Origin of the sequence: Coprococcus sp. RTP21428st1_C9_RTP21428_210409 (assembly GCF_040227395.1) — a bacterium.
Classification (GTDB): domain Bacteria; phylum Bacillota; class Clostridia; order Lachnospirales; family Lachnospiraceae; genus Coprococcus; species Coprococcus aceti.
Genome location: NZ_JBEHVV010000067.1, coordinates 1 through 15,236, shown reverse-complemented (window position 1 = coordinate 15,236; position 15,236 = coordinate 1). Strand labels below are relative to the sequence as shown.

At 40.9% G+C, this 15,236-nt stretch carries 16 protein-coding genes and 1 pseudogene; 3 read left to right on the top strand and 14 right to left on the bottom strand.

Annotation, left to right across the window (positions count from 1 at the left end; translation table 11 throughout):
* Both ABUA34_RS11475 and ABUA34_RS11470 read right to left on the bottom strand, forming a co-directional pair.
* A partial coding sequence (locus ABUA34_RS11475; protein ID WP_349823346.1) for a family 43 glycosylhydrolase occupies positions 1 to 405 on the bottom strand: 405 nt, incomplete at its 3' end.
* A gap of 138 nt (positions 406 to 543) precedes the next feature.
* Positions 544 to 978, bottom strand: a complete 435-nt coding sequence (locus ABUA34_RS11470) for a hypothetical protein (RefSeq protein ID WP_349823345.1) — start codon at positions 976 to 978, stop codon at positions 544 to 546.
* A gap of 173 nt (positions 979 to 1,151) precedes the next feature.
* Between ABUA34_RS11470 and ABUA34_RS11465 the strand changes: the two genes are divergently transcribed.
* Positions 1,152 to 1,535, top strand: a complete 384-nt coding sequence (locus ABUA34_RS11465; RefSeq protein WP_349823344.1) for a BlaI/MecI/CopY family transcriptional regulator — start codon at positions 1,152 to 1,154, stop codon at positions 1,533 to 1,535.
* A 3-nt stretch (positions 1,536 to 1,538) separates the two neighbouring features.
* Complete coding sequence (locus ABUA34_RS11460) at positions 1,539 to 3,377, top strand: BlaR1 family beta-lactam sensor/signal transducer (protein WP_349823343.1); 1,839 nt, start codon at positions 1,539 to 1,541, stop codon at positions 3,375 to 3,377.
* Here the strand turns inward: ABUA34_RS11460 and ABUA34_RS11455 are convergent.
* Positions 3,365 to 5,554 (bottom strand): DUF6070 family protein, encoded by a 2,190-nt coding sequence (locus tag ABUA34_RS11455; protein WP_349823342.1) that lies wholly within the window; start codon positions 5,552 to 5,554, stop codon positions 3,365 to 3,367. The two genes, ABUA34_RS11460 and ABUA34_RS11455, sit on opposite strands and share 13 nt — an antisense overlap.
* 388 nt (positions 5,555 to 5,942) lie before the next feature.
* Here ABUA34_RS11455 and ABUA34_RS11450 point away from each other — a divergent pair.
* Positions 5,943 to 6,005: pseudogene (locus ABUA34_RS11450) on the top strand (helix-turn-helix domain-containing protein); the annotation flags it as partial.
* Between the two features lie 99 nt (positions 6,006 to 6,104).
* On the opposite strand, the gene ABUA34_RS11445 reads toward ABUA34_RS11450, so the two are convergent.
* The 11 genes from ABUA34_RS11445 to ABUA34_RS11395 all read right to left on the bottom strand — a co-directional run bounded on the left by ABUA34_RS11445 (position 6,105) and on the right by ABUA34_RS11395 (position 15,147).
* Entirely contained in the window at positions 6,105 to 6,953 is an 849-nt protein-coding gene (locus tag ABUA34_RS11445; protein ID WP_349823341.1) for an Rpn family recombination-promoting nuclease/putative transposase, read from the bottom strand.
* A 103-nt stretch (positions 6,954 to 7,056) separates the two neighbouring features.
* Positions 7,057 to 7,614: a DUF5714 domain-containing protein gene (locus tag ABUA34_RS11440; protein ID WP_004851287.1), complete on the bottom strand. Its 558-nt coding sequence runs from the start codon at positions 7,612 to 7,614 to the stop codon at positions 7,057 to 7,059.
* Positions 7,615 to 7,658: 44 nt separating this feature from the next.
* Positions 7,659 to 8,075, bottom strand: a complete 417-nt coding sequence (locus tag ABUA34_RS11435; RefSeq protein ID WP_044998058.1) for an arsenate reductase ArsC — start codon at positions 8,073 to 8,075, stop codon at positions 7,659 to 7,661.
* A gap of 23 nt (positions 8,076 to 8,098) precedes the next feature.
* Entirely contained in the window at positions 8,099 to 8,500 is a 402-nt protein-coding gene (locus ABUA34_RS11430; RefSeq protein ID WP_349823340.1) for a C-GCAxxG-C-C family protein, read from the bottom strand.
* A gap of 1 nt (position 8,501) precedes the next feature.
* Positions 8,502 to 8,804, bottom strand: coding sequence for a type II toxin-antitoxin system RelB/DinJ family antitoxin (locus ABUA34_RS11425; protein ID WP_004851281.1), 303 nt, complete (start codon positions 8,802 to 8,804; stop codon positions 8,502 to 8,504).
* Between the two features lie 382 nt (positions 8,805 to 9,186).
* On the bottom strand, positions 9,187 to 9,684 hold the full coding sequence (locus tag ABUA34_RS11420) for a GNAT family N-acetyltransferase (RefSeq protein WP_349823339.1): 498 nt from the start codon (positions 9,682 to 9,684) through the stop codon (positions 9,187 to 9,189).
* Between the two features lie 69 nt (positions 9,685 to 9,753).
* Positions 9,754 to 10,149: a C-GCAxxG-C-C family protein gene (locus tag ABUA34_RS11415; RefSeq protein WP_349823338.1), complete on the bottom strand. Its 396-nt coding sequence runs from the start codon at positions 10,147 to 10,149 to the stop codon at positions 9,754 to 9,756.
* A 240-nt stretch (positions 10,150 to 10,389) separates the two neighbouring features.
* Positions 10,390 to 12,480, bottom strand: coding sequence for an ABC transporter permease (locus ABUA34_RS11410; RefSeq protein WP_349823337.1), 2,091 nt, complete (start codon positions 12,478 to 12,480; stop codon positions 10,390 to 10,392).
* A complete protein-coding gene (locus tag ABUA34_RS11405; RefSeq protein WP_349823336.1) occupies positions 12,467 to 13,234 on the bottom strand; it encodes an ABC transporter ATP-binding protein in 768 nt (255 codons plus the stop codon). The genes ABUA34_RS11410 and ABUA34_RS11405 overlap by 14 nt, the downstream gene beginning before the upstream one ends.
* Before the next feature lie 175 nt (positions 13,235 to 13,409).
* Positions 13,410 to 14,426: a sensor histidine kinase gene (locus ABUA34_RS11400; protein WP_349823335.1), complete on the bottom strand. Its 1,017-nt coding sequence runs from the start codon at positions 14,424 to 14,426 to the stop codon at positions 13,410 to 13,412.
* A gap of 58 nt (positions 14,427 to 14,484) precedes the next feature.
* Positions 14,485 to 15,147 (bottom strand): response regulator transcription factor, encoded by a 663-nt coding sequence (locus ABUA34_RS11395; RefSeq protein ID WP_349823334.1) that lies wholly within the window; start codon positions 15,145 to 15,147, stop codon positions 14,485 to 14,487.
* Positions 15,148 to 15,236 lie beyond the last annotated feature (89 nt).

Sequence of the window (15,236 nt, the reverse complement as noted above, 5' to 3'; positions counted from 1 at the left end):
GTCCTTATACTGCACATGGCCAAGATATTCGTATTTGCCCGCCGGCGTATCGCACACAGCTACACTGATCGGCCCTGTGTATCCGCCGTAACCGTAGTCACCACCCATACAATAATACAGATAATATCTGCCATCATTCCCCCTCACAACATCTGGCGCGTACATATACTTCAGCTCCGGGTATGCCGGATCCTGGCTCGCCCTGTATGTAACGCCCTCGCATCGCCAACTTGTCAGATCTTTTACCGGCGCGGAGTACACCACATAATCCTGCATACAGAACGTGTAACCGCCCTCCTTATCGTGAGATCCATAATGATAAACCCTGTCGCCCCATACATGCGGCTCGCCGTCCGGTATGTACTCATTCAGCGGCAAAAAGGGATTGTAAACCTGCCTGTTCATATATCTTCTCCTTCTTATATCATTTTTTTCTGTTCCCCTAAAACAATAAATCCCCAACATGATCCGCGTCATCTACAGACATGTTGGGTTCTCATATTTACAAGTATATTTAATAAAACTTTTTTAGTCAACAATCACTTATAAAAAAGGCTGCATCTGTTCGCAGAGTTTCTTCTCAAGCTCTATGAGTCTCTTCGTCTTATCCTTCGCCCTGTCATCCGCCGCCTTATATTCGTTTAGATATTTATTCAGCGACTTCACACCCATATTGCAGCCATCCGTCATAAGCTCCGCTATGGTATTGTCAGACTCATCCACTATGAGTTTCACATTTGTCTTGATCCAGGACATGCCCTTTGCTATTGGATTTGGATCCTTGCCATCGTCATTGTACTCATCCAGTAGTTTCTGTATCTCCTGTTTTATTGCGTTGTGCTCCTCCTTACATTCTATAAGTATCTTCTTCATTTTCGCCGCATGCACATACCCAAGCACCTCATCAATAGACGAAACACCCATCTTGATCCCGGCATCACATTCCCTGAGCAGCTTTATTGTGTCTGGTGATATCATCCCATATACCTCCTTAGCCTGTATATGAGTATGTTACCCGGTGTTTGAAAATTATATACTCTGCTAAACAATCCTTTTTGGAGAGTTTCCTCATATGTATAGACAAAGGTTGACACCCCACCCCATAATCTTTATACTGTTATTACAAACGTAGTATTAAAGGAGTATAATCTATGAAACACATTCCCCAGATTTCCGAAGCCGAATATGAAGTTATGAAGGTTATATGGAAATATGCCCCTATAAGCACAAATGACATTACTGACAAACTGTTGCAGACCACTTCATGGAATCCTAGGACTATCCAGACTCTCATCAAAAGACTTTCTGATAAGTCTGCCATCTCCTATGAGAAAAAGGGCCGCATGTTCGTCTACTCCCCTGTCATCAGTCAGGAGGAATATCGAAAACATGAAAGCTCATCTTTTCTAAAGAAGTTTTTCAATGGACACATATCCGACATGGTTTCTGCGTTTGTGGATAGTGATGAACTTAGTGCTGATGATATAAAGGAACTTCAAGACATATTAAATGGAAAAGGCACCGGGAGGAAATAAGGCTTGACTCAATTTTTCACACATTTTTTTATAAGCAATATATCCATAAGTTTATCTCTGCTGCTACTGATATTTGTTCGATTCATATTCAGAAAACAGCTAACATGTAACGGCAGATACAACACCATATATATTGTGCTGTTTCTTCTCGTAATTCCATTTATCCCTGTAAATAATTCATTTATATTCCAGGCCATAGGTTTCATACGATCATTATTTCACAGAAGTACTTCTGCCGAAAATACAGTTACTCCTGTGCCTATCAATACCAGCCCTTCATTGAATGTGAATTGGATGAACGACTTTGCTATATCTGTAAACAGTACATCTACAATATATCCAAAGCTCCTTTTTATTATATGGCTTTCCGGAGTTTGCATATTTTCCATCCGTTTAATAGTGTCAGGCATATCACTATACAAGCTGAAAAAATCTGCTGTTCCAGTCTCCGACGATACTGTCATATTGAATATATATTCGGAATGCCTTGAGCTCTGCAATGTGCGCAGATACAAACCGAAATTATATTCCTCCTCTGCTTTATCTGGAGCGGTCATTGTAGGTGTATTCCGCCCTGTTATATATATTCCACGGCAAATCAACGACTGCATATCCGATTACACAATAACCGACCTGAGACATATTTTGTTACATGAACTACAACATTTTAAACGCAGAGACAATGCCGTGAATATGTTTATCTGCATATTCTGCATACTGTATTGGTTCAATCCTGTTGTTATATACACATTACATACAGCAAGACATGACAGAGAAAAAGCATGTGACAATGATGTATTGCAGTGCCTCGGTCAAAACTATGCCGCGAAGTATGGGCAGACCATCCTCCGTGCGGCTGCAAGCAGATCCAGTAATTCATCATCGGTATCATTCAAGAGCAAAAGCAGGAAAAAATTACTTAAAACAAGGCTTCATCTTATTGTTAATTTCAACCCTGTCACCAACAGAGAAAAACGGAAATGTATATATGCATTTTCAATTATCATATTGCTGATGACTGTATGTGCGCCATTATCTGTATATGCTCTGGATGATACACAATACAAGGATTTTGCCCCGGTGAATCTGGAATCCATGGATCTATCCAGTTACTTTTCTGACTACAACGGCTGTTTTGCTCTGTACGACAAGGGAAATGATAAATGGTATATCTATAACCAGGACAAAGCCCTATGCCGCACTTCACCGGATTCTACATATAAAATATATGACGCAGTGATGGCTCTTGAACATGGCATCATAACTTCCGACAACTCATTTATGCGCTGGGATGGGAGCACTTACCCTTTTGATGCCTGGAACACAGATCAGACACTTCGATCTGCCATGACCGGATCTGTAAACTGGTATTTTGACAATCTGGATGCAGCTATGGACCACACAGATGTGAAAAATTTTCTCAGTCTTATTGAATATGGAAATCAGAATATCAATTCAGTTCAGAACTGTTACTGGCTGGAATCCTCTCTGACTATATCCCCGGTAGAGCAGGTAGAACTGCTATGTCACCTGAAAAATAATGATTGGAAGCTGTCTAAGACAAATGTGGATACAGTCATAGAGTCCATGTTTATTGCAAACTCAGATGGAAAAAGTCTGTATGGCAAGACAGGTACCGGCAGAGTTGATGATATAAATATAAACGGCTGGTTCGTCGGATTCATTACATCTAATGATAATGATTACTTTTTCGCCACGAATATATCACTTTCTGAAAATGACAATCAGTTTTTATCAGCGGACGGACTTTCCGCATCGAAGATCTCTCTGTCAATACTGCGTGATCTTGGGATATACGCCTATGAATATCAGTCAGAATAAACCGGTATGTCACATTCCATCTTCTCTATATGATTTGACATATATTTGAAAGTACCATCTTCTTCCGGTTTTACTGTAAGTGTATTTCTAAATGCAATGTCCGATCCCTTGTCAGCCCACACCGCATCAACAATAAGCGAAACAGTTCCATCATCGTTGTAGATATAGTCCACAACCTCTCCGAATGGTGGATACTGTTTTCCTAGAATGACCTGATATCTGTACGAATTTTTTTCTGAATTGTAATCACAATTATCCCTCAGCTCCGTCACAGTGACAGGGAACATTGACAACATAACAGACTCATATTTGTCTGCATCTATCCATCCACCATCAGGTTTCAGATTTTCACCAGTGTACAGTCTGTATATATCATCAAACATACACGGCACAAGTATATCTGATGCATTTGACTCATCCCAATCGATAACAAGCATATTGTAATTCACATAACTAAGCCCATACACATATTTTCTTGTCAATTTCCTGCATTCATCCGTCAACGGACTGACTCTGAAATACTCCTTCAGCCCACCATGGGCTATTATATTTGAGTATGTATATATAAAGTAGCCTTTTTCTGTGAGTTTCATATCTTTTAAATCCCGTATGCCAGTCGCTATAAATTTCCAGTCACGATTCTCGTACTTTGCTGTGTTGAAAATCATCTGTATCCGGCTGTCATCATACGCAAATGTCATCTCTGTCACGCTTGCATCCCTGTTTACCCTATATACGCAAATGTAATCACGCTCTCCACCATCTGTATAATTTCTATAAAAAGACTGAAATAGCTGATAATTATACATATTGGTATCATCAGAAAAACAAATCAGTCCACTGCTTCCTAAGATATCTACTGCACCATATATTAAATCACTATTATCCGAAATATCTTCATCCTCATACAACTTTCTTATGGCATCTGACTGCAATATTCCTATTATATTTACTTTTACATTCTCCATTTCGTCATCGGATAACAGACTATCATCAATAACATTTCCATTCTGATTTATTGTGATGGTCTTATCTCCGTAGTGCTCCTGCCACTCTTTATCAGAAAGCCTGTCTCTGTACCAATATATCCCCTCTTTGCCCATCGTCAGAACATCATTTGACACATACTCAAATCCATCATTTTCTTTCTCCTTTATTGTAACTTTATGTGTAAATAATCTGCCACTCTCATCCTTCTCCGAAACAGCATTTACTATGAGGGTTATTGTTCCGTCAGCATTATACTCAGCATCCACTACCTCTGGAAATGGAACCAATGGTGTCACACTGTGATCAAACATCCCCCTCGTTCTGTACTGATACATTTGTCTGGATACATCATATACATTAACATGCTGAAGTACATCTGTAGACACAGGCAAATACTCCTGAAACACCTTCTCGTATAACTCTTCTTCTATCATATATGTAACCCCCTCGTCCGAATAGGGACTGGACACACCATATTTCATTTTGTAAAGTGCTTCATAGATATCATAATAATTTATTTTGTTCATATCTGATTCATCCCAGTTTGTGGTAAATAAATTATTTGAATCATATCCAATCGTCTTGATATACTTTCTGTTAAGTACCCTTAACTTCTCATCCAGAGGCTCAACTCGTAATGCCGTATACGCAGAATCTCCGTCATATCCTCCCATCCTGTACCTCTCAAAAAATAGATATCCGTCTGTGTATTTCCATGTATAGGCCTTATAGTTTTCTTCATTTTTCTCAACAAAACAGTTATTCTCCCACACATAGAATCGCCTGGTTATCATAACATTGTTACCGCCTGATTTAAAATCAAACCTTACAAAGGACTTATCATACATGACCTGCAGTATTGTACATCCTGCATCTCTGTTTTCAGCCACCTCTGATAAAAACATCTCCGCATTCTCTGCATTTGCCATATTGATCTGATTCTCCACATCCACAGCTATGTACCCCTTACTTCCCATCGATTCTATTACGGTCCTAGTCTGATTCAGTTTTTCTTCCTCGGTCTTGCATTTCATATCCTGACAAGATGAATATATATCATCCAAATCTGCAATAAACTGATTTTCATCAGATATACTAAAATCAATAACTGTCCGCTCTGCGTCTGCCACTGCATTTTTATTGGAACAACTGCATAACAATATGGCTACGCCAACCAAAAGTAGCATACAATATAACTTCTTGTATATATTACACACGTAGTATTTCAAGATAAAAAAATATAAGTTCATCATATCAAAACTCCTTTATAATAAATATTACATTTGTAGTATTTATTATAAAGGAGTTTATTGCTGTGTCAATACTAATTACTTATAACTTCGCCCTGCGATTAAGTAACTCCCGGCAACACAGAGGAATGCCATTGTGGTTATCTGCTATCCTGCGCCTGAACTGATTTATGACATAAGGTTTCTCAACACCAAGAGCGCCAAGCACCATAAGTTCTCCTGTGATCGCACCGCATGTCAAGCCACATTCATTGCAAAATCAATACATTTTGCTGCAAAGAATATATGGATAAAGAAAACATCACAAGAAATGCACTCGCCATAGCTATTAACAATATGCTTTGTTTTAAAATGCAATCCCGGTGATATAATAAGATACAAAAATTGACATAATCAAAGCCTTCCCCATAAAATATAGAGAACAAAAGCCCTGCACTATATTCTGCAAGGTTTCTGTTCTCTATGTTTTTTTACTATATTCTCACTCTTAAAAATCAACCAGCATTTCTGCAATTTCCTCATCATCAAGATCAGGATTTTCTTCAATTAAATCCATGACTTTGATAACGAATGATTCTGAAACACCAAGGAAATCACTTGTAGCTGCAACTTTGTCTCTGGTTATCTTTCGAATCAGAAACACCTGTTTTTTCATTTCGCCAAGTTCTACATTTTCCCTGTCTCTCATCTGTAATGTCATGTATTCCCGCCTCCATTTTTCACTGTTTTTTACATTCTGAACTTCATTGTCCAACGATCGTGCAAGCTCACCTCTTGGAGCTTGACCGCCAATGTATTTCAGCAAGTTTTTCAGATCATCACTCACATCATCAGCTATTCCATTAGTGTTGAGAACAATAACTGTGGTATCATCCCCAAACTCCAATCCAGCGACTTCTCTGCATGTCCTTGTGAATGTGTAGATATGCCTTCCAAAACCAAACTCATCATAATCACAGATAAATATAATAAAACTCTTCTTAAGCTTATTGTATGAACTGCCTTTTTCGATAATGTTCAAATCAATCATCGCCTGATAATATCTGATTCTTTTGGGAAGATTTTTCTTGTTTGTAGCCTGCATTTCTATATTATATACTGTGTTCATATCATCTTCAACATATACATCCAGTCGAACTCCTTTTGAGCTGTACGTCTTCTCAATTACCTTTTCAACATCTGTGTATTCAATTTTTCTGATTTTGATTCCCAATATACATTCAAGCAGTGTCTTACACTGTTTCTCGTTCCTCATTACAGCGCCGAATATAAAGTTGTCCTTAATCGTGAGCTTATCAAACTCTTTTTCTTTTGTCTTTATTATTTTGTCCTCCATATGTAATATTTTGCCTCTCCAAGCACAATCACATATAGATATTTATTATTATATGAATAATTCTATAAAAATCAATCTAACAATAATAAAAATAAAACTTAGCCTATATAAAGAATGGGCATCTCTCCCCAATGCACTGCGCATTCATATCACTATACTCACATTGCCTATGCTCATACTGTAACGCCATACCATAATGGCTGTTCACATACTCTATTCCATTCTTGAATGCTATCATCGCATCCCGTTTGCAGCATCTCGGACCATTTATAGTTCCAAGCTCACCAATGGCCGCTGATGTATACTGCATGTGATCTCCCCATGTGCCATCAGCGGATAGTGGTCCAGTGCCGTCAATTATGGCAAGTGCCGCACCTATGGATGTTATAGCACCGCAAATTCCCCATAAGCCACACATCGCCCCCGGCATGCGCAACCCCTCGGACATGAGTTTATCCAGAGCAACATCAATGTCTATGTTTCCACCTGCATTTTTATATGCCACCAGCAGACTTGCACCGTCAAGTATATGGTGCTCCGGGCCATGCATACTCACATAGTCTTTGGCAGCAATATTTCTAAATATAGTGACAGGATTTGTTCCCTGTTCCCGTTTTATATCCCTTATGATGTATTCAGCTTTTTCTCTTATTGTCATCATATATTTCACCTCAACTGAAAGTTCTCCATTAAAATATCTTATCTTTATTCCAATGGCGCGTCTCCTCCAATTTGTTTCTTCAACTTCAATATATTATTTTCGATTTCTTTTATCACTTTCTTAAATGTCTCATCATCACAGCCAGTCGGATCTTCCAGTCCCCAGTTGTCATCAAATGGTCTTCCGATAAACGGACATCCGACATTACATCCCATAGAAATCACAATATCCGGTTCAGGTATATCACTGATCAGCTTGCTATACTGTCCGTTTTCTTCCATATCTATCCCATATAATTCCTTCATGATCCGAACTGCATCCTGATTGATCTGTGGTTTCGTCTCCGTTCCCGCCGAATAGCTTTCAAATACATCGTATGCCAGATATTTCCCGAGAGCCTCGGCAATCTGACTCCTACAGGAATTGTGAACACAGATAAATGCAACCCTCTTTTTTCTCATAAAAGCTTCCTCCAACTCTACGTTCAACCTTCATTACTTTCCACCAGTTCATCTATCAGCTCTATGGCCTCCCTGATCATGCCGTCGCAGTGCACTTTCTTGATTCCGCCATTTTGGGCATTTGCCTTTAAAAGATCGGCACAATCGGTCATGCCGTTGTGGTTATCTGCTATCCTGCGCCTGAACTGATTTATGACATAAGGATTCTCAACGCCAAGAGCGCCAAGCACCATAAGTCCTCTTGTGATCGCACCGCATGTCAAGCCACACTTCATGCCACCGCCGAAATTGGAACTGAGCTTCGCCGCCATGTCACCGGTAATTCCAAGTTCTTCTGCATAAGCTCTCAGAATTGTCTGCGCACAGTTGCTCACCATTGGATTTTCATTTCTTATGCTCATTGCTTTTTCTATATGTTTGTTCATCTCATATTTCTCCGTTCCTGTTTATTGCCCTCATATCACGGGAAACTTCAGCTGCATCCCTATACTTTCCCTGTGCAGCATGCTCACGAGACTTCTCTAACTTTTCAAGAATTTCATTCTCTGTCATTTTTTCATATGGATTTTTACTTATCCTCTTTATTTCAAACGGAAAGCCATTTGCAGCCAGTGCCTGCGTTAAAAAAATACGAATTGCTGTTGTTGTATCCGTACCTAAATCCCTAAACAATTCATCTGATTTTACTTTTAATTCATCATCCACTCTAACTTGAATCGTACTTGCCATTTGCTCAACCTCCTAATCACTCAATTCTCTTTATAATATAACAAAAAAGCGCCGTATTGCTACGACGCTTTTGTCTTGCTCGGAAGATGGAGCAAGGGAGCGCTATTCAATTATCTGTTGTACTTTTTCTTTCTGCTTACTGCCGTTGTTCCAATTGCTGCACAGCCGCTGACAAACAGCAATGCAAGCCACAAAGCAAGATTGCTTGTGTCACCGGTCTGCGGAGATTTGGAATCGTCCTTCAGCTTTGCCGTTACAGTGTCGGCTTTTTTGATTTCCTTTGTACCGCCCTTGTCGCTGAAATACTTGCCACAGCCTTCGCAGTACCAGTACTCGATATTGCCCTCGGTGGTCTTTGTCGCCGTCTTTGCCGGGAAGTGCTTTAAGTTGGTGTGGTTCTTCGGATCAAGCTCACCATATTCCGCACCGCAGACCTCGACTGCATGAAATTACCATTATGAACGAACCCGAAATCCGTATACAACTTAACCCCCATGTCAGATGCCGTGATCTGTATCGTTTCACATCCATAATCCCTTGCATCATTTACAACGCGGGATAACAGTTCCTTTGCAATGCCCTTTCTTCTATAATTAGGGTTGGTAAACATACTGGAGAGCAACCCTATTCTTCCACTTGGACATCCAAAATAAGGCGGTTTCTCCACAAATGACATACCGCTTGTCCCTATAATATCATCCCCGTCAAAAGCCAGCCATGATACAAATGTTCCGTCTGCCATATGGCGGGTATAATAATCCTTAAGCGCTGGCACCAGGTCTATCTCTTCTTTTGCGCCCTCTTCCCTGAGTTGATTTATTCTCATATTTATAAATGTATCAAGTTCATTTTCTGTAAGTCTTCTGTAGTCTGTTTTCATTTACTTGCATCCTCCATTTCAGAATCCCTTTTTCCTCCAGGATAGGTAAACACGTTGTTCTTGTTATATTTATTCACTCTCCACCAGTTCATCTATCAGCTCTATGGCCTCTCTTATCATGCCATCACAGTGCACTTTCTTGATTCCACCCTTTTGGGCATTTGCCTTTAACAGATCGGCACAATCGGTCATGCCATTGTGGTTATCTGCTATCCTGCGCCTGAACTGATTTATCACGTATGGATTCTCAACACCCAGAGCGCCAAGTACCATAAGCCCTCCTGTGATCGCACCGCAGGTTGAACCACACTTCATACCTCCACCGAAATTAGCACTGAGCTTTGCCGCCATATCTCCTGTTATTCCGAGTTCGTCCGCGTAAGCCCGCAGAATGGTCTGCGCACAGTTATTGACCATCGGTGTCTCGTTTCTTATCTCCATAGCTTTTTCTACGTGTTTATTCATTGCTGTTTCCTCCAATCCATGAACCTAATTCCTATTATATCATTATACATTATTTGTGATAATATCAAGTTTTTGATGCTTGTATTTATTTCATCCAAATCTATTCTATTAGTGACAATATTGTATCTTTCAATTGTAAAATCTCTTCCTTAAATAAAAATTTTTAGTTATACAAAAGAAATCCAGGAAAGACATATATCCTCCCTGGATCAATTACTCCTGAAAAATTTTTCATTTCCCTCACTCACTGATAATCTTCCTGCTGCACAGATACGTTATAAGGAAATATCCGCCATATATGATTACCACGATGGCAGCCGTGATTCCGATAGCACCTGCTATATCATACGCTCCCATAGTGTCAAGGATCTTCGTGCTGACCATCATTCCAAATACCGAATGAACTATGGCGAGAGCAAGTGGGAATACGAAGAATAGTCCCATCTGCGAGAAAAGGGCCTTGTTGATCATGTGCTGATCCACGCCAAGCTTTCTGAGCATCTTGTATCTCTCTATGTTGTCTGTACTCTCTGAGAGCTCTTTGAGTGCGAGGATGGCTGCACCGGATATGAGGAATATGAGTCCGATATACATTCCTATAAAGGATGCGATGGCTCCGGCTCCCACGCTGGCTGCCTTAACACTATCCTTAGTGTTTACTGTGATAAGTCCGCAGATCACATCCTTATTCGATACCTTCTTGATAATCGTATCACTATCCTGTATGGCATCTCTGTCCTGATCGGCATACTTTCCGATGAAGTACTCCCTGGCAAACTGTACACCTTCAACAGCTGAATCAGGCACAATAAACACACCTGTGTTGATCGGCTGTGTCGCGAGCTCTATATCTCCGTCTATACAATATGTGATAACCGGCTTAAGCGTCTTGCCATATACCTCTATCTCTTTTCCCTCCTGAAGTCTCTCGTCACGGAGCTCCACGAACATTCTATAATTTGCCAGGATTGCATACTCGTCATCGGCAAGCTGGATCTCCGCTTTGTCATAAATCTTTGCCACCTTGTTGTAGTCAGACTGTGACATGATCTCCTCCGTTCCCTCAAAGCTAGACAAAGCGTTTACATCTATTCCAAGAGAATCAATCAGAGCCTCATCTCCCAGATAGTTTCTGATTGTAAGTGTAGGACATGTATATGTGTGTACGTCAACGTAATCTGAGAAGTATGATCCAAGATCCACATTATTTTCACTATATACATCTTCTATGCTCTTTCCATCAGTCACCTCAGGTTTCTTCAAAAGATCATTTGTCTCGCTGTCATTACCCATCTCGTCTTCGTCATAATAGATTGAATCACTGCTCTGGGTTTTCGATATACTCACATCCGCTCTTGCGTACTTTGCAATGCCCTCATTTAAGGAATTCTTCACTGCAAGCGCTGATGAAAGCACACATATTGTCACAAAAAGCATCAGACAGATGACTGATATTGAAAGTACATTTGTGTTGACACGGCTGCTCATCTGTCTGACGACAAATGTATTGAGTCCCTTATAGTACACATTCTTCATGGATGACACGATCCTGAAGAGCATTCCGGATACCGACCAGAAGAAGAGCACCGTTGCAACGCATCCGACCACGATCCACTTGTAGAGATCGTTCATGTACATGTCATTTATATCGGTAATCACCGCATGATAAGCATATCCAAGTGATACAGCTGATATCAGGAACACGATAACTGATACCCATGGATTCTTTATCTTGACGTTCTCAGATTTTCTTCCATTCTGGAAAAGGTCGATGAGCTTACATTTGCTGATGATAAATGTGTTGAAGATTATAACCACCACATATATGATTGCAAAACACAGACAGGTCTTGGCAAATGCGCTGCCGGAGAATACAAAGCTGTATGATGACATATCTACATCGAACATGTTTGCAACAAGTACACTTGTGAGCTGTGAGATTCCTATTCCGGCAAGAAGTCCTATCACAAGTGATACAAGTCCGATGATAAGTGTCTCTATGAAAAGCATTGTGGACACCTTGCGTTTTCCCATTCCAAGGATGAGGTACAGACCAAATTCTTTGTTACGCCTCTTCATCAGGAAACGGCTTGCATATATGATGAGAAATCCGAGCACAAATGCGATGAACACACTGACACCCGCGATTATCTTGCTCATGAGCTGCACGACCTGTCTTGTGTCAGCCGATATCCGGAGCATGGCGGTCTGCGTCTCTATGGCATTGAACACATAGAAGATTGCAACACCGAGTACCAGAGTGAAGAAATATATGGCATAGTCCTTTATACTCTTCTTCATATTTGATACGGAAAGCTTAAAGAGCGTCATTCAGATCACCTCCAAGCAGTGTCACGACATCTATGATCTTATTGAAAAATTCTTTTCTTGTATCTCCTCCTCTTCTGAGCTCGTGGAACACCTTGCCATCCTTGATGAAAAGTATCCTGCCTGCATAGCTGGCTGTAAATGAATCGTGTGTTACCATGAGTATCGTTGTCATGAGATCCTCATTTAGATGCTTAAGTCTCTCAAGCAACAGCTTTGCCGACTTGGAATCGAGTGCTCCCGTAGGCTCATCTGCAAGCACAAGCTTTGGATCAGTGATGATTGCTCTTGCAGATGCTACTCTCTGCTTCTGACCGCCCGACATCTGGTACGGATACTTCTTCAGAACACTCTCGATCTCAAGCTCCTTTGCAACAGCCCTGACCTTCGCATCTATCTGTTTTGCAGGCACATTCTGTATTGAAAGTGCCAACGCAACATTCTCATACGCCGTGAGTGTGTCAAGAAGGTTGAAATCCTGAAATATAAATCCAAGCTCCTCTCTTCTGAACTCGTTAAGCTTGTTGCCCTTGAGTGTTGTGATATCCTTGCCGCCCACATAGATGTGTCCGCTGCTAACCTTATCTATAGTTGAAATGCAATTGAGCAGTGTCGTCTTACCGCTTCCGGATGCACCCATGATAGCTACGAACTCTCCTGCCTCCACATCGAATGATATTCCATCTATGGCCTTTGTCATATTGGATTTGTTTCCATAATACTTCTCAATGTTGTCAATCTTTAATATTGTTTCCATTGAAATGCCTCCTCAAATGTTTGTTTATTACTGCTCTCACCATTGAACATATTTGCAGTTTACACATTTTGAAAGCAATTGTCCTTTTTTCATTATTACCTAACATTACAATTCTGTAACCTTGGGGACGCTCACCCGATCTGGTATCCCACTATCGCAAAACTCAATTTTTATATCATCCAATCTTGTATATATCATTATGTCCAAATACTATACTCACATCTGTGTATTCATCCACCTTTGACGTTATATCCAGCTTATGTCCCAGCTGCCTGCACAGATTGTCTATTATATAAAGGCCCATACCTGTGGATTTCGCATGTTTCCGCCCATTTTCCCCGGTAAATGATTTCCTGCACACAAGTGGAATATCAGACTGTGGTATACCTATTCCATTGTCCTTTATGTGCAGAGCCTTGCCGTCACCCAACGGTTCAGTCCAGATCTCTATAGTCTTTTCCTGTCCTCGGTCTATATACTTGATACTGTTGCTCACGATCTGATTTACCATAAACTCAAGCCATTTTGAATCCGTCACAACACATTCATCCACATCATGAACATTCAGCGATATGTCACCATCAAGCAGCACATCCTTGTTCTTCACAGCCACCCTTCCGATGACACTCTTAAGATTTGTCTCGGCAAATCTGTAATCTGCCGATGCATGCTCCGCCCTCACATAGTAGAGGACCTGATCCGCATACGCGTCAAGCCTTGCGACCTGTTCCTCGTATTTTCTCGGGATCACATCCCTGTTGTTGTGGCACATGAGCACCAGACTGGCTATCGGAAGCTTGATCTCGTGAACCCAGATCTCTATAAAGTCCTTGAAATCTTCCACGCTGTCCCTGTACTTTCTCACATTCTCAGTCATGGACTTGTTGATGTCGTACATAGCTGAATACACCAGCTTGCCCTCGTAGAAGTCAGGCTCGTCCAAAGTGTCAAGTATGAGATACTTCTGATCCAATTCATCCAGATGTCCAACCAGACTGTTGTAGAACTTATATTCTCTCAGATAATCGAAAGCGATAACCGAGACGACAAATATCACAGCCACGATGACGAACATAATTCTCATCTGTAACTGTGAGTGAAATGCCATCATGAGCAGATATGTGAATATCACAAATCCCGCATATCCCGCAATTATTCCAAGTTTGTCCTTTATATACAAGCCAAATTTCATTTTGCCAAATTACTCCAATCTTTTGTCGCTGTAAATGATATATAATCCCACTTACCTGTCATACAAGTCGGTATCCCTGCTTCTTCCTGGTCTCTATGGCATCATCATATCCAAGATCCGCCAGTTTCCCCCTGAGCCTGCTTATATTTACTGTGAGCGCATTGTCATTTACAAACTCGTCATTGTCCCACAGGTCCGTCATGATCTCATCCCTCGACACTATCTTTTCCCTGTTGGCAAGCAGCAACTGGAATATGATCATCTCATTCTTGGTGAGAACCATCTCCTGATCACCTTTGCTGATTGTCCCCTTGCTGAAGTTGACCTCCGCATCTCTGTATGATGCCGTATTCTGGCTGCCCTCCATGCGCTTGAGCACCGCCGCTATCCTAAGCAGAAGTATCGTTGGATTGTATGGCTTTGTTATATAATCATCCGCGCCATAACTCATGGACAGCACCTCATCCATCTCGGAAGTCCTGCTTGTAACCATGATGATAGGCACATCAGATTCCTTTCGTATCTCCTTCACAAGGTTTCTGCCGTTAATCCTCGGGATATTGATATCCATGAGCACTAGATTCGGTGCCGCTTTCAATATATCGTCCTTTGTATTGTCAAAGTTCTTAAGGCTCTCAGCCTCATAGCCCTCATTCTCAAGTATCTGCACTAGCTCATCACAGATGCTCCCGTCATCTTCCACCACAAATATCTTTTTCACGTTTATTCCTCCTTAAGTGGCATGTCCACCAGCATCCTCGCCCTGTTGTAAACATTCAGCTTTGAACCACTGGAATCCACATCACAGCT